The sequence below is a fragment of the Streptomyces sp. NPDC101393 genome (genome assembly GCF_044767385.1).
Taxonomy (GTDB): domain Bacteria; phylum Actinomycetota; class Actinomycetes; order Streptomycetales; family Streptomycetaceae; genus Streptomyces.
Genome location: NZ_JBIWNU010000009.1, coordinates 22,820 through 40,597, shown reverse-complemented (window position 1 = coordinate 40,597; position 17,778 = coordinate 22,820). Strand labels below are relative to the sequence as shown.

Here is a 17,778-nt window from a genome sequence, read left to right as displayed (position 1 = left end):
TTGACGCCATGTCTTACTTGATCACGGGTGGTGCCGGCTACATCGGCGCCCATGTCGTACGCGCCCTGCGACAGGCGGGCGAGACGGTCGTCGTGCTGGACGACCTGACGACGGGCGTGACCGCCCGGATCCCCGAGGGCGTCCCGCTGGTCGTCGGCTCCACGCTCGACCGCGCGCTGCTGGACCGCACGCTCGCCGAGTACGGCGTCACCGACGTCGTGCACCTGGCCGCCAAGAAGCAGGTCGGCGAGTCCGTCGAGATGCCGCTGCACTACTACCGCGAGAACGTCCACGGTCTGCAGACGCTGCTGGAGGCACTGGCCGCGGGCGGCGTGGGCCGCTTGGTGTTCTCCTCCTCGGCCGCCGTCTACGGCATGCCGGACGTCGACCTGGTCACCGAGGACACCCCCTGCTCGCCGATCAACCCGTACGGCGAGACCAAGCTCGTCGGCGAGTGGATGGCCCGCGCGGCCGGGAAGGCGCACGGCATCAGCACCGCCTGCCTGCGCTACTTCAACGTCGCCGGGGCCGCCACCCCCGAGCTGGCCGACACCGGCGTCTACAACATCGTCCCGATGGTCTTCGAGAAGCTCACCACCGGCGCCGCCCCGCGCATCTTCGGCGATGACTACGACACCCCGGACGGCACCTGCATCCGCGACTACATCCATGTCGCCGACCTCGCCGACGCCCATGTGGCGGCGGCCCGCAAGCTCGCCGAGCCGGGCCCGGTGCGCGATCTGACGCTCAACATCGGGCGCGGCGAAGGCGTTTCGGTGCGCGAGATGGTCGATCTGATCGCCGAGATCACCGGCCACGAGGGCGTGACCGCCGAGGTCACCCCGCGACGCCCCGGCGATCCGGCCCGGGTGGTGGCCACCGCCGACCGGATCACCGCCGAACTGGGCTGGAAGGCGCACCACGACGTCCGCGACATGATCACCTCGGCCTGGGCGGGCTGGCAGCACCACCGACCCTAGGGCGGACACGGCCCGGCGCCGGGCGGCCGTCAGCCGCCCAGCAGGCGCCGCAGCCCCGCCGCCCCGGGCCCGGCGTCCGGGATCGTGAGGATCAGCGGGGTGCGGCCGGCCGGGCGCCCGCCCGCGGTGTGCACCGGGAGTTCCCGGTGGAAGCCTCCCGCGGTCAGTCGCAGCCCGACCCGCCAGGTCCCGGGCGGACCGCTGCGGAGCAGCGACCGCACGGTGAACCGGTCGCCCGCGGCACGCTCGACAGTCGTACGCAGCGCCACCGTGAGCGCGGCGTTGTGCAGGACCAGCTGGAGTCCGGCGTCGGCGGGGCACCCGGGGAGGGTGACGCCGGCGGCGAGGGTGGCCCGGCCCGTGCGGGTGCAGTGGGCCTCGCCCCGCAGGTCGGCGCCGAGCGGGTGGCGGGCGCCGGCGCCGTCCAGGTCGAGGTGCAGATGGCCGTGCGGGTCGGAGGGGAAGAGCGCGGCGACGGCCGGTCCCGCGGCGCCGCGTCCGACGAGCCGCGGCCGGAGGCCGGCGGGGTCCCGGTCCTCCGGGCACAGCCAGGCCGCCCGGTGTACGGCGGGGGTGCCGGCGCCGCCCGCGCCGTGAGCGGTGACCGCGACCTTCAGGCCCCACAGTCCGTCGTCGAGCGGGCCGCCGCCGGCCGCGGTCGCCGGGTCGAGGGCGGCGCGCCATGCTCCGTCGACGTGCTGGGCGCGCAGGCGGTGTTCGGTGCCGCTGCGCAGCAGGACGAGTTCGACGGCGCCGGTGTCGAGGCCGGGGAGTGCGGCGGTGCCGCGCAGATGCAGGACCCCGCCGACCCAGTGCAGGCCGGTGAGCTGCTGGCGCAGGACGAGGCGGTCGGTGAGGTCGTAGCAGGCGTCCGGGATGCCGCGGTCGGGGTCACGGAAGTAGGGGTAGGCGGCGTAGGCGCGCCCGTCCGCGTCGATGTGCGGCGGTCCGGCCCCGGCGTCGCCCGGCAGGTCCGTGTCGGCGCGGATGATGCCGGTGAGTTCGGTGTCGAGCCCGGCGCGCAGGCAGTGGGCGCGCAGCCGCAGCCGGGGCGGCAGGGCGGCCAGCACCCGGTCGGTGAGGTAGCGCTCGACGAGGGGGCGGGCGGCGTCGGCCATCTTGCGGCGCCCGTCGGTGTCGCACGCCAGGTAGGGGGCGGCGAAGGCGGCGAGCACCTCGCCGTGGAAGTGCCGGACCATCAGTTTGTCGCGGTCGGGGCCGGGCGGGACCTGGGCGGCGACGTCGGCGAGCACTCCGGCGAGGTAGCCGAGGTGTTCGGGCCAGTCGAGTTCCTGGCGGCTGGCGTTGCTGTCGTCGTCGCGGCCGTGCAGGTAGTAGCAGTCGTAGTCGGCGAGGACGGAGACGGTGCGGGCGCGCAGCAGCGCGGTGATCCCGAACGGCAGGTCCTCGGCCAGCAGCCGGCCCTCGGCGAAGCGCAGGTGGTGCTGCTCGATGAAGGAGCGGCGGAAGAGTTTGTAGGCGGCCAGCGTCCAGTAGACCGGGGAGTCGTAGACGGAGACGCTGCCGCTGGTGGTGCGCAGGTCGACGGGGGCGTCGCGGCCGTCGGCGCCGACGATCCGCCCGTAGACGATGTCGGAGCGGTGGGTCTCGGCCATCTGGATGAGGCGGGCGAGCGCTTCGGTGCCGAGCCGGTCGTCGGAGTCGAGGAAGAAGACGTAGTCGCCGCCGGCGTGTGCCAGCCCGATGTTGCGGGGTTTTCCGGGTCCGCCCGACGCGGGCTGATGAATCACCTTCAGGTGGGGGTGATCGCGGGCCAGTTCGTCGAGCCGGTGGCCGCTGCCGTCGCCGGAGCCGTCGTCGACCGCGATCACTTCGATCCGCCGCTGGTCGAGGGTCTGGCGGAAGACCGAGCCGAGGCTGCGGTCGAGGTAGGGCCGGGTGTTGTGCACCGGCACGATCACGGAGACGGTCGGCGGGGCAGCGTGCTGACCGGCGGCGGCCGGTGACTCGTCCGGAACGGGCACCTTGGCCTCCGATTCTGCCTGCGGACCTGGGAAATACCCCGCGCCGCCGCTGAGTAAAACGGATTATTGCGGCATATACCGTAGAGTGACCGCTTGTCGATCTTGCCGTCCCGGAGCGGTATCGGTCATTCCGTATCGCCACCCCGTAAGAGGCGCTCCGGGCCGGTGAGGTTGCCCGGCCCCTTCGCGCAGTGCCGCTCCGCCCGCCCACCCGCACTCGCGCGGCGCCACCGTGAGCGGCATCGGCGAGAGCTGAATCACGACATACGGCTCATGGGGAACGTGTCACGCAAAAGCGCCATCTACTCGTTCATAGTCCGGATGAGCAGGGAGAACGCGGCACCAGTGAGACCGACCATCAGACGCCTGGCCGCACCCGGCCTCGCCGCGCTGCTGTCCATGGGGGCGTACTGCCTGGCCATGGCGATCCTGGGCAGCTACCCCTTCGGGCCGCGCTCCCGCGCCGTCAACGACCTCGGCAACCAGTTCATCCCGTTCCACGCGCGGCTGTGGGACCTGCTGCACGGCGAATCCAGCGGCGACCTGTTCTTCAACTGGAACAGCGGCTACGGCGTCCCGTTCCTCGCCGACTTCCTCACCTACCTGATGAACCCGTTCTCCTGGCTCGTCGGACTCTTCCCCCGCGACCTCGTCGACTTCCCGGTCTTCCTCGTCACCCTGCTCAGCGTCGGCCTCGCCACCACCCTGATGACCGTGTTCCTCGGCCGGCTGCGCGCAGGCTCCGGCGGGCTGCGGGCGCTGCTCTCGGTCGGCTACGGGATGTGCTCCTGGGTACTGAACGACGGTCACGCCGACCCGATGTGGATGTGGGGCCTGGTCTCGCTCCCCCTGATCGGCATCGCCGCCGACTGGTGCCTGCACCGGCGCCGCTGGGTGGCCGGCACCCTGCTCCTCGCGCTCTCCTGGGCGGGCAACTTCTACACGGCGGCGATGGCCACCCTCGCGATGGCGCTGGTGCTGGCGCTGCGGCTGCTGCTCGCCGACAAGACACCGGCCCGCGACCGGCTGCGGTCCCTGGCCCGCGCCGCCTCGATGGCGCTGGTCGGCATCGCCCTGGCGGCGCCGGCGATGACCGTCACCCTCCAGGCCAGCAAGGACTCCCAGCCGGCCCCCGAGGCCGTCTTCCCCGGCCGGCCCCCGCTGCTCGACCAGTTGGCCCAGCTGCTGCCGGGCGGCCGGGGCGACGCCCCGGTGCCCAACATCTTCATCGGGGTGCTCGGGCTGCTGCTGGTGGCGGCCTTCCCGTTCGTGCGGGCCGTACCGCTCAAGGTGCGCGTCGGCTGGTACGCCCTGGCGGCGGGGATCGCCGTGTCGTTCGTATGGCAGCCGACGATCCTGCTGTGGCACGGCTTCGCGCTGCCCAACGGCAGCCCGTACCGCGCCGCCTTCGTCCTCAGCGGGATCTTCGTGATGATCGCCTGGCTCGCGCTGGCGCACCACCCGCGGGTGCGTGAACTGGCCGCGGGGGCCGGGCTGGTCGCCCTGCTCGCGCTGCTCTGCCGGGACCGGCATTCGGTCGGCACCTCCACCTGGATCCTGGTGGCCGGCGGCGGTGCGGTGGCACTGGCGGCCCTGATGATCCTTTCGGCGCTGCGGGCCCGGCCCGACGCGCCACGCCCACGGGCGGGCGGCGCCCTGCGGGCCGTCGCCGCCATCACGCTCACCTGCACCGTCCTGCTGGGCTCGGCCTATTCGGCGTTCTCCGTGACGGCCCTGCGGGACAAGGTCGCGTGGTTCCGGCCGAAGACGACCCTGAGCGAGCAGGCGCTGGCCGCCCGGGACGGGCTCACCGCCCGCGCCGACTGGCCCCGTTCGCGCACCGACCCGGGCCCGCACGAGTTCGCCAACAACGATCCGCTGCTGATCGGCGGCGAGGGCGGCTCCTACTACAGCAGCTATGTGCCCGCCGCCACCGCCCGCACCCTGCACGGCCTGGGCGGCGGCTGGTACATCAAGGGCCGCCACACGCTCAGCTTCGAGGACCCGGTCGGCCGCGCGCTGATGGGCGTCAGCAGCTCCCTGGCGATGGGCCCGAACGGCCGCGGCAGCTACACCGTGCGCCACCGGGACGCCGCCCCGCTGCTGACGGTGCGCCAGGAACTGCCGACCGGCGGCAGCGACGACACCGTCTTCGCCCGCCAGGAGCGGGTCCTGGGCGCGAAGGTCTACGAGGTCCCGGAGCTGGTCCCGGCCGCCGGGCCCGCGCCCGCCCGCGTCCCCGGCGGCCGGCTGCTGCCCGCTGCGGGCGCAGCCACCTTCACGGCCCGGTGCACCCCCGGCAGTACGGCCGTGCTCCACGCGCCCTGGTTCGACGGCGAGGCCGCCGCAGCGGGCGGCACCGCCACGGGCGTCGGCCGCCGCGACATCACCGCCAACCCGGCGCGCGCGCTGGGCACCGTCCCCGCGGACGGCAGGCTCGTGGTGCGCTTCACCGGACACGGCGCGCAGCGCGTCCCCGAGCACGCCATCGGCTGCCTCTCCCCCCGCAAGCTGGACGCCGCGGTGGCCGCGCTGCGCGCCAGGGGCCCGCTGCGGCTGGCCACCAGCGGGCACGGGCTCACCGCCGCACTCCCCGCGGGCAGCTCCGGCAGTGCGGTGCTCGCGGTCCCGTTGGTGCGCGGCTGGAGTTGTGCGGTGGACGGCGGGCCCTCCCGCGCCCCCGGCTCCTTCGGCGGCCTGCTGGCCGTGCCGCTCGGGTCCGGGGCCTCGCGGCTGTCCTGTGCGTACACCCCGCCGGGCCTGAAACCGGGGCTGGCGGCGAGCGGCGGCGCCCTGCTGGCGCTGGCGGCGGTGGCGGGGGTCACCGCCAACCGGCGGCGCCGGGACCGCCGAACGGGTGCCGCGGCGCCCGAACCGCCGAGTCCCGCCGAACTACCCAAGCCTGACATCCCAACATATTTGTAGACTTACACCTCAGGGGAGGGCGCTCGAACCGTCCCCTGCCCCCGGCGAAAAGGCCCGCCCATGAAGCTCTCCATCGTCGTCCCCTGCTACAACGAAGAAGCCGTCATAAGCCGTTTCGACGAGCGGATCCGCACGGTGCTCGGCGAACTCGCTGTCGAGTACGAGCTGTGTTACGTGGACGACGGCAGCGCGGACGGCACCCTGCTCCGGCTGCGCAGCATCGCGCAGCAGCACCGCACCACCACCCGCTATCTCTCCTTCAGCCGCAATTTCGGCAAGGAGCCCGCGATGCTGGCCGGGCTCAAGGAGGCCACCGGCGACGCGGTGATCATCATGGACGCCGACCTCCAGCATCCGCCCGAGCTGATCGAGAAGATGCTCGACCTCTACCAGCTCGGCCACGACCAGGTCGTCGCCAAGCGCAGCCGGGAGGGCGACCGGCGGCTGCGGACCGCGCTCAGCCGGATGTACTACCGCGCCGTCAACAGCTGGGTGGATGTCGAACTCGCCGACGGCGTGGGCGACTTCCGGCTGCTGTCGCGTACGGCGGTGGACGCGCTGATCTCGCTGCCGGAGTACAACCGCTTCTCCAAGGGGCTGTTCTCCTGGATCGGTTTCGACACCGTCACCTTCGACTACCGCAACGCCGCCCGGGAGGCCGGCGAGACCAAATGGCGTTTCGGCTCGCTGATCAACTACGGCATCGACGGCATGCTCTCCTTCAACTGCCGTCCCCTGCGGGCGGCCATCTACACCGGCCTCGGCCTGGCCTTCTGCGCCTCCCTCTACACCCTGTGGATCATCGGCGCCGCCGCCGTCGGCGGGATCACCGCACCCGGTTACGTCACGCTGGTGGCCATCATCGTGGGCCTGGGCGGTCTGCAGATGGTGATGCTCGGGCTGATCGGCGAGTACATCGGGCGGATCTACTACGAGTCCAAGCGGCGGCCGCACTTCCTCGTCAAGGAGTCCAACGGCACCGCCCCCGGCCGCCGGCCCGCGAGCGCGGCCGCCCGCTCCACCACGGCACGCGTCACCCCCGGCGCCCCGCAGGCCGGCTGATGCGGCTGCTGCCGGCGCGGGGCCAGCGAGCGCAGATAGCCCGCTTCGCCCTCGTCGGCGGGGTCAACACCCTGACGTTCTACGCCAGTTACCTGCCGCTGCACCGCTCGCTGCCGTACTTCGCCGCCTACACCGTCGGCTTCGTGCTGAGCATGGTCTGCTCGTTCTTCCTGAACACCTACTTCACCTACCGCACCCGGCCGACGTGGAAGAAGTTCCTGCTCTTCCCGCTCACCCAGGTCACCAACTACGTGACACAGAGCGTGGGTCTGGTGGTGCTGGTGAGCTGGCTGGGGATGAGCAGCACGGTGGCGCCCCTGCTGGCGGCGCTGCTCGCCATCCCGTTCACCTTCCTGGTCTCCCGGTGGGTGCTGCTGCCCCGCCGCCGGAAGGACCAGGGCCCGGATCAGACCGATCCGTCGCCCACCACCCGGTCCGGCGAGCCGGTCTGAGCCCGCCAGCCGTCGAAGGGCGCGCCGGCCCCGGCCGTCTTCTGCCGGGTCGCGTACAGCAGGCCGTCGTTGCCGAGCGCCACGACGACGGCGCGGCCCCCGGCGCCACGGACCACACCGGGCGCCGCCGAGTGCGCCACCTTCCCGCTCTGCCAGGGCTGCACACCGTCCCCGGCCGTCGCGATCCGCACCGCGCCCGCGGCGTCCCGCGCCGCGATCACCATCCGGCCTCCGGGGCCGGCGGGCGCCGCGGCCACCCGCCCGTAGCCGCCGACATCCGCACAACGCGCCGCCACCCGCCAGCCCCCGGCCCGCCGTTCGGCGAGCAGTATCTGCGCGCCGGGCGCCGCCCGGTAGGCGATACGCACCGTGCCGCCCTCCAACGGGACGAGGCTGACCGGCCCGGAGGCCTCCGGCAGCCCGGTGGCCGCGGCCGGCTGCGGTGCGCCGCCCGGCTCCTGCGACATCCAGTGCCGCACCGTGCCGCCGCCGGGCGCGACGACATGGATCCGCCCGTCGGAGTCCACCCCGGCATCCAGCCCGTCGGTGATCCGCGTCGCCGCCTGCGGGAGCCCTGCCGGGGCCGCAGGCCGCTGCCACAGCGACCACTGCCGGCCGCGCGGTCCGCTGCGGTGGGCGATGCCGCCGTCCCAGGTCCGTACGAAGACGTGCACGGTGCCGTCCGGAGCGGCGACGGCCGCCGGGAATCCGGTCTCCAGCGACTTGACCGGCTCGCCGTCGGGGGATCCCAGGGATTCCCAGCGCGCGAAGGCGGGCACCCCGTCCGGTGAGCTGCCGGTCTGCACGGCGGTCATCACCTCGCGGCGGTGCGCGGCGTTGCGGCCCGGCAGCACGGTGCGGCTCGCGAACAGCTGGAGGGTGCCGTCGGGGTGCCGCACCACCTGGATCTGCCCCTGGAGCAGCTTGCCACCCACGGGGGCGGGCGGATGGAAAGTGCCGCTGCCCGGGGCGGTTTCGGCCCAGCAGTGCGCCACGCCGTCGAGGACGGCGAAGGCGGCGAGCCGGCCGTCCTTGGCGGGGCGGATCCAGGCGTTGGAGCCGGGGGCGCGCAGCCGGGTGGAGCGGGTCCAGTTCCGGGTTCCGCCGGCGAAGGCCGTGCCGCCCACCTTGCGGTCGCCGCAGCCGGCCGTGTCGCCGCAGTCGCGGTTGTCGGCCCAGCCGTAGACGGACAGCAGCTCGCCCTTGCGGCGGGCGGTCGCGAGGTCGAGGTTGTTGGGCAGCCCGCCGACCTCGTAGCCGAGGTAGTTCTCGACGATGGCGGGGCGCTCGGTGGACCGCCCCCAGTAGTCGGCCAGCGCCGCCTGCGCGAAGTAGGCGGAGGCGGTGTGGTCCTGGTGGTCGAAGTAGCGCAGACCGGCCAGCCGGGGGTCGGCGGCGGGGAACTGCGGCTTGGGCGAATGCACCGCGTTGGGGTCCAGGGTGCGGACGACCGTGGGCCGGACGCGGTCCAGTACCGCCGCCAGGGTCGCGGTCACCTGGTCGCGGGTGTAGCGGAACTGCCCGCGCACCGGGGAGTTTTCGGGCCGCAGCGTGGGCAGGGTGCCGGCGACCCCGAGCCAGAGCCCGCGCAGGCTGTTCGCGCGGGGCGCCAGGACCGTTCTGGCCTCGACGAGTTCGAGGAAGATCAGCTGAATCTGCGGGGCGTCCCGCAGCGTCTGGATCTCCACCTGGAAGCCGGGTATCAGGGATATCGCCTCGACGTCCCACGGGCTCGCGGGGTCGCCGGTGGCCATCACGGCATGTGCGGCCCGCAGTCCGTTGGCGCGGGCCCGGGTGAATGCGGCCCGGTTCCGCGGCACGCTCCGCGGTGCGTAGGTGCTCCGGCCGACGTTGTGGCCGTCGGACTCGCCGCCCGTGAGGCAGACGGTGACCGAGCGCGCCCCACTGCGGATGGACTGCTCCAGGTCCGGGTTCATGAAGTACAGCGCATCGTCGGCGTGCGCGATGACGTGCAGGAACGCCTGGTCGGCCGCGTCGGCCACGGCCCGTCCCCGGCGCGCGGGTTCGACGGTACGGGCGAGCTGTTCCCCCGGGGAGCGCCAGGCCCAGATGCCGGCGCCGGCCGACGCCGCGAGCGCACCGCCGCCGGCCGCCTGGAGCAGCCGGCGCCGGGATATATGAGGGGGGCGCGCGTGCACTCGGGGTCTCCTCCACAGCGCCGGCCGGCGCCACATCCATGCGAAGTCTCAGCAAAAACGGCCGAATCGTGGCAGAGGGCGGCAGAGCGCCGCAGGCCGGATCGAGCCACCTGACAAGAGGTGTTCGTCCCGCGTTTGGTTGCGCCGATGATCAGTTCTGCCCGGCAAATCGCTCTTTACGGCGACTCATGATGTGCTGCCGGGGCCGTGGACGACCGGGCGGCGAACAACAGCCCCGGCGTCCAGCACCTCCACTACCTCCGGCCACGGCCCGAAGGCGCGGCGCGCACGCGCTCGGCGGCACTACCGTCACCCCCGCGCGGAAGCGGTCCCGGAGCGCGGCGCCGCAGGCCGGACGCCCGGGTCGGGACCCACCCCCGGCGCCCTCGACACCTGCCGGGCCGAGCCCTCCCCGCCGCTCAGCGCCCCGCCCACGCCCCGCTCGGTGAGCCGCCCGATGAGCCGTTCAGCTCGTTCACTGACCCGCTCAGCGCCCACCGAGCGCGCCGGCGACCGCCTTCGCCAGGTCGTCGAGGTAGCCGCCCGGCAGCTCGCCCCGGACCACCACCAGCCGCCAGTACAGCGGCCCGGTCAGCAGGTCCAGCGCCAGCCGGCCGTCGACGCCTGCCGGGATCTCCCCGCGCGCGACGGCCCGCGCGACCATCTCCGTCGCGATGCCCTCCTGGCTGTCGTGCAGGGCGGTGCGCAGCGCCCCGGCCAGCTCGGGGCTGCGCGCCGCCTCCGCCAGCAGGTCCGGGATGATCTGCGACGCCATCGGATGCCGCAGCGCACGGGCCGCGACCTCCAGCAGCATCCGTACGTCGCCGCGCAGCGAGCCGGCGTCCGGGCTCGGCAGGCCGGCGGCGGCCACCGCGGAGACCACGTCCAGGACGAGGTGCAGTTTGGAGCGCCAGCGCCGGTACACGGCGGTCTTGCCGACGCCGGCGCGCCGTGCGATGCCCTCGATCGACATCCGTGCGAAGCCGTTCGCCGCCAGCTCCTCGAAGACCGCGGCGCGGATCGCGGCGGTCTTGTCCTCCCGTAGGACGGCGGCGCCGGCCGGTGCCCGGCGGGCCGCTGCGGGGTCGCTCTCGCTGCCGTCGTGTGCCATGGCCCGAGCATAGCGTCACGACGCTACGGTTGCGTTTCGACGTGGGACACCTCTACAGTCGGCGTCGCGACGATACGGAACCGTTCCATCGAAGGATCCGTACGACGTCGGACTCGTTCCGCCGCCCCCGTACGCAAGCGAAAGCGGCCTTCATGCCTCAGACCCTCGCTCCCCCGCCACCGGCGCCTGACCGGCGCCCCGCCCCGGGTACGCCCACCGAGCCGCACGCGCTGGCCGCGCTCCACGGCCTGACGGTGAGCGGCGCCCGCGCGTCGCTGCCCGAGTACGTCCGGGAGCTGTGGGACCGGCGGCATTTCATCTCGGCCTTCGCCGGCGCCAAGCTGACGGCGCAGTACAGCCAGGCCAAGCTGGGGCAGATATGGCAGGTGGCGACGCCGCTGCTGAACGCCCTCGTCTACTACCTCATCTTCGGTGTGCTGATCGGGACGAGAAAGGGCGTGGACGACTTCGTCCCGTTCCTGGTGACGGGCGTCTTCATCTTCACCTTCACCCAGAGCTCGGTGATGGCCGGCACGAGGGCGATCTCGGGCAACCTCGGGCTGGTGCGGGCCCTGCACTTCCCGCGCGCCTGCCTGCCGATCTCGTTCTGCCTGATGCAGCTGCAGCAGCTGCTGTTCTCCATGGGCGTGCTGGTGCTCATCCTGCTCGGCTACGGGCAGATCCCCACCTGGTCGTGGCTGCTGGCCATCCCCGCGCTGGCGCTGCAGTTCGTGTTCAACACCGGCCTGGCGATGGTCATGGCCCGGCTGGGCAGCAAGACCCCGGACCTGGCGCAGCTGATGCCGTTCCTGATGCGGACGTGGATGTACGCGTCCGGCGTGATGTTCAGCATGGACGTCATCCTCAAGGGCAAGGACATCCCCGGGTGGGTGGAGGTCGCCCTCAACGCCAACCCTGCGGCGGTCTTCATCGACCTGATGCGCTTCGCGCTGATCGACAGCTTCACCCACGACAAGCTGCCCCCGCACATCTGGCCGCTGGCCGGTGGCTGGGCGCTGCTGATGGGCGTCGTGGGTTTTGTGTACTTCTGGAAGGCTGAGGAGCGGTACGGACGTGGCTGAGCAGCAGAAGGACGCCGTCGAGCCGACGGCAGCGGCGCAGGCCCGCGTCCCCACGGTGATCGCGGACGACCTGCACATCGTCTACCGGGTGTACGGCACCGGCGCGGGCAAGGGCGGCGCCACGGCGGCACTCAACCGCATCATCCGGCGCAAGCCGTCGGCCGGTGTCCGCGAGGTGCACGCGGTCCGCGGTGTCTCCTTCACCGCCTACAAGGGCGAGTCGATCGGCCTGATCGGCTCCAACGGCTCGGGCAAGTCGACGCTGCTCAAGGCGGTCGCCGGGCTGCTCCCCGCGGAGCGCGGCAAGGTCTACACGCACGGCCAGCCCTCGCTGCTGGGCGTGAACGCCGCCCTGATGAACGACCTGACCGGCGAGAAGAACGTCGTGCTCGGCGGCCTGGCGATGGGCATGTCCCGCGACCAGGTGCACGAGCGCTACGACGGCATCGTCGACTTCTCCGGCATCAACGAGAAGGGCGACTTCATCTCGCTGCCGATGCGGACCTACTCCTCCGGCATGGCGGCCCGCCTGCGGTTCTCCATCGCCGCGGCCAAGGACCACGACGTGCTGATGATCGACGAGGCACTGGCCACCGGCGACCGCAGCTTCCAAAAGCGCTCCGAGGCCCGCATCCGCGAACTGCGCAAGGAAGCCGGCACGGTCTTCCTCGTCAGCCACAACAACAAGTCCATCCGCGACACCTGCGACCGGGTCCTGTGGCTGGAGCGCGGCGAACTGCTGATGGACGGCCCGACCGACGAGGTCATCAAGGCCTACGAGAAGGAGAGCGGCAAGTAGCCCCTCCCGAGGCGGAAACGGGGACGGCCCCGGAGCATCAGCTCCGGGGCCGTCGGCCGTGCTCATCGAGCGGCGTGCTCAGCTGTGGGTCCGCAGCAGCGTACGCATCGTCCGCATGGCGACCGAGAGGTTCGCCAGGTCGAAGTCGTCCGAGCTGTGGATCTCCTCCAGGGTGGCGCGGGCGCGGCCGAGGATCGCCGCGTTCGCCTCCTCCCAGGCCTTGAAGCGCTGCTCGGGCGTCGAGGTGCCGTTGCCGACCGAGAGCACGTCGGCGGTCAGCGCCGCGTGGGCCGCGAAGAGGTCCTCGCGGATCGAGGCGCGGGCCATCGACTGCCAGCGGTCGTTGCGCGGCAACTCCAGGATGCGGTCCAGGAGTTGGTTGATCCGCAGCCGCTCACCCAGGTCGTAGTAGACCTCGGCGACATCCAGCGGCTCCTTGCCGTTGCGGTCCGCGATGGCCACGATGTCCAGCGCCGGGAAGACCGACGAGAAGCCGGACACCCGGACGGCCAGCGCCTCGGGCACGCCCGCCTCGGTCAGCTCGTCCAGGATCGTCTGGTACCACTCCAGGTCACTGCCCTGCAGCAGCTTCGGCAGCTCCGCCCAGACCCCGGCGACCCGGTCCGTGAAGAAGTCGATGGTCTGCGACAGCTCCAGCGGCTGCGGGCGGTTGTTGAGCAGCCAGCGGGTGCCGCGCTCGACCAGCCGTCGGGTGTGCAGCCGGATCCGGGTCTGGACATCGGCCGCGACGACATTGTCCAGCGCCTCGACCTCGTCCCAGACCTGGCCGAGGCCGAAGATCGCACGGGCCGCGGTGTGCGCCCGCACGACCTCTTCGAGGGACGCGCCGGTCTCCTCCCGCATCCGGTGCAGGAAGCTCGTACCGCCGGTGTTGACGGTGTCGTTGACCAGCACCGTCGTGACGATCTCGCGGCGCAGCGCGTGCCCGTCGATCTGCTCGGCGAAGCGCTCGTGCAGCGCCGACGGGAAGTAGGCGTGCAGCAGCCGCTGGAGATACGGGTCGTCCGGCAGGCCGGTCTGGATCAGCGCGTCGGCAACCGTGATCTTGGTGTACGCCAGCAGCACGGCGGTCTCGGGCTGGGTGAGCCCGCGGCCGGAGTTCAGCCGCTCCCGGATCTGGCGGTCGGTGGGCAGGAACTCCAGCGCCCGGTCCAGGTCGCCGTCCCGCGCCAGCCGGCGCATGAAGCGCTGCTGGGCGTTGAGCATGCTGGACGACTGGGCGAGCGCCAGGGCCAGCGCGGTGTTCTGCGCGTAGTTGTTGCGCAGCACCAGCTCGCCGACCTCATCGGTCATCTGGGCCAGCAGCTTGTTGCGCTGCTTGACCGTCATATCGCCTTCGGCGACGAGGGAGTTGAGCAGGATCTTGATGTTCACCTCGTGGTCGGAGGTGTCCACACCGGCGCTGTTGTCGATCGCGTCGGTGTTGATCTTCCCGCCGGCGGTGGCGAACTCGATACGGCCCAGCTGGGTCAGACCGAGGTTGCCGCCCTCGCCGACGACCTTGACCCGCAGGTCCTCGCCGTCGACCCGGATCGCGTCGTTGGACTTGTCACCCACATCGGCGTTGGACTCCGCGGTCGACTTCACGTAGGTGCCGATGCCGCCGTTCCACAGCAGGTCGACCGGCGCCTTGAGGATGGCCTGCATGAGGTCGGCGGGCGTCATCTTCTTGATGCCGGACTCGATGCCGAGGGCGGCCCGCACCTGCGCGTTGATCGGGATGGACTTCGCGCTGCGCGGGTGGATGCCGCCGCCCTGCGAGAGCAGCTCGGTGTTGTAGTCGGCCCAGGAGGAACGGGGCAGCTCGTAGAGCCGGCGGCGCTCGGCGTACGAGGTCGCCGCGTCCGGGTTCGGGTCGATGAAGATGTGCCGGTGGTCGAAGGCGGCGACGAGGCGGATGTGCTCGCTCAGCAGCATGCCGTTGCCGAAGACGTCACCGGACATGTCGCCGACCCCGACCGCGGTGAAGTCCTCGGTCTGGCTGTCGTGGCCCAGCTCGCGGAAGTGCCGCTTGACGGACTCCCAGGCGCCGCGCGCCGTGATGCCCATGCCCTTGTGGTCGTAGCCGGCGCTGCCGCCGGAGGCGAAGGCGTCGCCGAGCCAGTAGCCGTAGGACTCGGCGACCTCGTTGGCGATGTCGGAGAACGTCGCGGTGCCCTTGTCGGCGGCGACCACCAGGTAGGTGTCGTCCTCGTCGTGGCGGACGACGTTCTCCGGGTGCACGACCTCGCCGGCGACGAGGTTGTCGGTGATGTCCAGCAGACCGGAGATGAAGGTCTTGTAGCTGGCGATGCCCTCGGCCAGCCACGCGTCCCGGCCCTGCGCCGGGTCCGGCAGCTGCTTCCCGACGAAGCCGCCCTTGGAGCCGACCGGGACGATGACGGTGTTCTTGACCATCTGCGCCTTGACCAGGCCGAGGATCTCCGTACGGAAGTCCTCCCGGCGGTCCGACCAGCGCAGACCACCGCGGGCGACCTTGCCGAACCGCAGGTGGACGCCCTCGACCTTCGGGGAGTACACCCAGATCTCGTAGGCGGGGCGGGGCGCCGGCAGGTCGGGGATGGCCTGCGGGTCCAGCTTCATGGACAGGTAGGAGTGCGGGCGCCCCTGGCTGTCCTTCTGGTAGTGGTTCGTGCGCAGCGTCGCCTTGATGACGGTGAGGAACGAGCGCAGGATGCGGTCCTCGTCGAGGGACGCGACCTGGTCGAGGGCGCCGTCCAGCTCCTCCAGCAGCCCGTCGGTCAGCTCGGTGCCGGCGCGCTGGCGCTCGGGGGACATCCGCGCCTCGAAGAGCGAGACCAGCAGCCGGGTGGTGTGGACGTTGTTGGAGAGGGTGTCCTCCATGTACGTCTGGCTGAAGGTCGCGCCGGCCTGCCGCAGGTACTTGGCGTACGCCCGCAGGACCATCGCCTGGCGCCAGTTGAGCCCGGCCCGCAGGACCAGGGTGTTGAAGTTGTCGCTCTCGGCCGCGCCGGTCCACACCGCGGCGAACGCTTCCTGGAAGCGCTCGCGGGCGTCGTCACCCTTGACGTGCTCCGGCATCCGCAGCCCGAAGTCATAGATCCAGGCGATGGAGGCGTCGGCGCAGCGCAGCTCGTGCGGCCGCTCGTCGACGACCTCGACACCCAGCTTGTTCAGACCGGGCAGCACCCGGGACAGCGAGACCGGCTCGCCCCGGCGGTAGATCTTGAACCGGCGCTCGCCGGGGCCGGCGCCCACCGGCTCGTAGAGGCTGACGGAGAAGTCCTTGTCCGGCTCGCCGGTGAGCTTCTCCAGATGCTGGATGTCGGCGACCGCGCTGCGCGGGCTGTTGTCGGCCTTGTAGCCCTCGGGGAAGGCGTGGCCGTAACGGCGCAGCAGCTCGGCGGCGCGCTCCTCGCCGAGCTCGGCGTTCAGCGCCTCGGCGAAGCCGTCGGCCCAGGAGCGGGCGGCCTCCACCAGGCGGCCCTCCAGGCGGTCCACATCGGCGTCGGTCAGCTCCGGGAGGGACGCTCCGGGCTCGACACGGACGACGAAGTGCAGCCGGGAGAGGATCGACTCGGTGTTCCAGGCGGTGAAGTCGACGCTGGTGCCGCCGAGTTCCTCCTTGAGGATGTCGATCAGGCGCAGCCGGACGCCGGTGGTGTAGCGGTCACGCGGGAGGTAGACCAGCGCGGAGTAGTAGCGGCCGTACTCGTCCTGGCGGAGGTACAGGCGCAGCCGGCGGCGCTCCTGGAGGTAGAGCACGCTGGTGGCGATGGCCCGCAGCTCGTCGACCGGCGTCTGGAAGAGCTCGTCGCGCGGGTACGTCTCCAGGATCTGCATCAGGTCGCGGCCGTCGTGGCTGTTCGGGGTGAACCCGGCGCCTTCGAGGACCTCGGCGACCTTGCGGCGGATGACCGGGACGCGCCGCACCGACTCGGTGTACGCGGCGGAGGAGAACAGCCCCAGGAAGCGGCGCTCACCGATGACATTGCCGTCGGCGTCGAACTTCTTGACCCCGACGTAGTCGAGGTAGGAGGGGCGGTGGACGGTGGCGCGGCTGTTGGCCTTGGTCAGGATGAGCAGCTTGTGCTCACGGGCCTTGGCGCGGGCGTCGGCCGGGAGCCGGTTGAAGGACGGCGACACCGGGTGGCCGTCGCCGGTCTCGCGGTGCGAGGGGTCGGCGCGCAGAATGCCCAGGCCGGTGCCCGGCACCGCGGTCAGCGCGTCCTCTTCGACACCGCCCTCACCGGGCGCGGAGTCCAGCGCGTACTCGCGGTAGCCGAGGAAGGTGAAGTGGTCGTCGGACAGCCAGCGCAGCAGCTCCCGGGCCTCGTCGATCTCCTGGTCGCGCAGGTCGTCGGCGGTCGGCTCGGCGGGCAGGGCCTCGGCGATCTGCAGCGAGGTCGCCCGCATCTTCTCCCAGTCCTCGACGGCCTCGCGGACGTCCGAGAGCACCCGCAGCAGATCGGCGGTGATCTGCTTGAGGTCCTCGCGGTCGGTCTCGCGGTCCATCTCGACATGGATCCAGGACTCGGTGACCGCGTCGTGCGGCAGCTCGGCGGTCCTGCCCTTGCCGGTGTTGCCGTGCGCGTCGCAGTTGGAGTCGAAGACCTCGATCAGCTTGCCCGCGACGTCACGGCGCACGATCACCTGCGGGTGGATCACGACATGGATGCCGCGCCCCTGGCGGGACAGCTCGTTGGTGACCGAGTCGACCAGGAACGGCATGTCGTCCGTGACGACCTCGACGACGGAGTGGCTGCAGGTCCAGCCGTTCTCCTCGACGGTCGGGGTGTGCACCCGGACGTTCGCGGTGCCCTGGGGGCGCATTTCCGCCAGGCGGTAGTGGGAGAGCGCGGCGCCGAAGACATCGACCGGGTCCCGGTCCGCGAGGTCCTCGGGTGCGGTGTGCAGGTAGTAGCGCTGGAGGTATCCCGTGAGGGTCTCCTGGTCGAGACCTCGTACCGGGGTTTTGCCCCCGGCCGGGCTGCTTTCAACGACCCGCGCCGCCCTTGCGAGCAGCTCGGTCTTGGCTTCGTCCAGCTTGGTCTGCATGTCCTCTGGCTCCTGTCGCGCGCCGTTGCGTGACGTCGTGGAAGAACTCCGTGGAAGCTGCACAACGCCGCCGCGACGCGGGGTGTCCTGTCGAGGTCGACGCTATGCCGCGATGAGAGATGGCCGTGCCGCAATCGACTTTTTTTGACAAAGTCGACATCGGCTCGTGGCCGGAAAGACCAG

The 17,778-nt window shown here is 71.9% G+C and carries 10 protein-coding genes; 6 read left to right on the top strand and 4 right to left on the bottom strand.

What is annotated here, in order from left to right:
* The first annotated feature begins 8 nt into the window (after positions 1–8).
* Positions 9–980, top strand: a complete 972-nt coding sequence (galE, locus tag ACIRQ7_RS27310; protein ID WP_404265327.1) for a UDP-glucose 4-epimerase GalE — start codon at positions 9–11, stop codon at positions 978–980.
* 29 nt (positions 981–1,009) lie between these two features.
* On the opposite strand, the gene ACIRQ7_RS27305 is transcribed toward galE, so the two are convergent.
* Entirely contained in the window at positions 1,010–2,965 is a 1,956-nt protein-coding gene (locus tag ACIRQ7_RS27305; RefSeq protein WP_404265326.1) for a glycosyltransferase family 2 protein, read from the bottom strand.
* A gap of 345 nt (positions 2,966–3,310) precedes the next feature.
* Between ACIRQ7_RS27305 and ACIRQ7_RS27300 the strand changes: the two genes are divergently transcribed.
* Genes ACIRQ7_RS27300 through ACIRQ7_RS27290 form a run of 3 tightly spaced genes read left to right on the top strand, consistent with a single transcriptional unit; the run spans position 3,311 to position 7,404 of the window.
* Positions 3,311–5,890, top strand: a complete 2,580-nt coding sequence (locus ACIRQ7_RS27300; protein WP_404265325.1) for a YfhO family protein — start codon at positions 3,311–3,313, stop codon at positions 5,888–5,890.
* Between the two features lie 60 nt (positions 5,891–5,950).
* Entirely contained in the window at positions 5,951–6,952 is a 1,002-nt protein-coding gene (locus tag ACIRQ7_RS27295; protein ID WP_404265324.1) for a glycosyltransferase family 2 protein, read from the top strand.
* Complete coding sequence (locus ACIRQ7_RS27290; RefSeq protein WP_404265323.1) at positions 6,952–7,404, top strand: GtrA family protein; 453 nt, start codon at positions 6,952–6,954, stop codon at positions 7,402–7,404. Before ACIRQ7_RS27295 ends, ACIRQ7_RS27290 begins: the two co-directional genes overlap by 1 nt.
* Here ACIRQ7_RS27290 and ACIRQ7_RS27285 read toward each other — a convergent pair.
* Both ACIRQ7_RS27285 and ACIRQ7_RS27280 read right to left on the bottom strand, forming a co-directional pair.
* On the bottom strand, positions 7,359–9,563 hold the full coding sequence (locus tag ACIRQ7_RS27285) for a PIG-L family deacetylase (RefSeq protein WP_404265322.1): 2,205 nt from the start codon (positions 9,561–9,563) through the stop codon (positions 7,359–7,361). The genes ACIRQ7_RS27290 and ACIRQ7_RS27285 overlap by 46 nt on opposite strands.
* Before the next feature lie 487 nt (positions 9,564–10,050).
* Positions 10,051–10,674 (bottom strand): TetR/AcrR family transcriptional regulator, encoded by a 624-nt coding sequence (locus ACIRQ7_RS27280; RefSeq protein ID WP_404265321.1) that lies wholly within the window; start codon positions 10,672–10,674, stop codon positions 10,051–10,053.
* A 152-nt stretch (positions 10,675–10,826) separates the two neighbouring features.
* On the opposite strand from ACIRQ7_RS27280, the gene ACIRQ7_RS27275 reads away from it, so the two are divergent.
* Together ACIRQ7_RS27275 and ACIRQ7_RS27270 are read left to right on the top strand one after the other, a co-directional pair.
* Positions 10,827–11,756 carry an ABC transporter permease gene (locus ACIRQ7_RS27275; RefSeq protein WP_404265320.1) on the top strand — a complete coding sequence of 310 codons (930 nt, stop codon included), beginning with the start codon at positions 10,827–10,829 and terminating at the stop codon, positions 11,754–11,756.
* Entirely contained in the window at positions 11,749–12,555 is an 807-nt protein-coding gene (locus tag ACIRQ7_RS27270) for an ABC transporter ATP-binding protein (protein WP_404261926.1), read from the top strand. The genes ACIRQ7_RS27275 and ACIRQ7_RS27270 overlap by 8 nt, the downstream gene beginning before the upstream one ends.
* A gap of 78 nt (positions 12,556–12,633) precedes the next feature.
* Here ACIRQ7_RS27270 and ACIRQ7_RS27265 read toward each other — a convergent pair whose 3' ends face one another.
* Positions 12,634–17,595 carry an NAD-glutamate dehydrogenase gene (locus tag ACIRQ7_RS27265; protein WP_404265319.1) on the bottom strand — a complete coding sequence of 1,654 codons (4,962 nt, stop codon included), beginning with the start codon at positions 17,593–17,595 and terminating at the stop codon, positions 12,634–12,636.
* Positions 17,596–17,778 lie beyond the last annotated feature (183 nt).

Coding starts and splice junctions, on each gene's coding strand:
- galE (WP_404265327.1), top strand. CDS start 9: ATGTCTTACTTGATCACGGGTGGTGCCGGCTACATCGGCGCCCATGTC.
- ACIRQ7_RS27295 (WP_404265324.1), top strand. CDS start 5,951: ATGAAGCTCTCCATCGTCGTCCCCTGCTACAACGAAGAAGCCGTCATA.
- ACIRQ7_RS27290 (WP_404265323.1), top strand. CDS start 6,952: ATGCGGCTGCTGCCGGCGCGGGGCCAGCGAGCGCAGATAGCCCGCTTC.
- ACIRQ7_RS27280 (WP_404265321.1), bottom strand. CDS start 10,674: ATGGCACACGACGGCAGCGAGAGCGACCCCGCAGCGGCCCGCCGGGCA.
- ACIRQ7_RS27275 (WP_404265320.1), top strand. CDS start 10,827: ATGCCTCAGACCCTCGCTCCCCCGCCACCGGCGCCTGACCGGCGCCCC.
- ACIRQ7_RS27265 (WP_404265319.1), bottom strand. CDS start 17,595: ATGCAGACCAAGCTGGACGAAGCCAAGACCGAGCTGCTCGCAAGGGCG.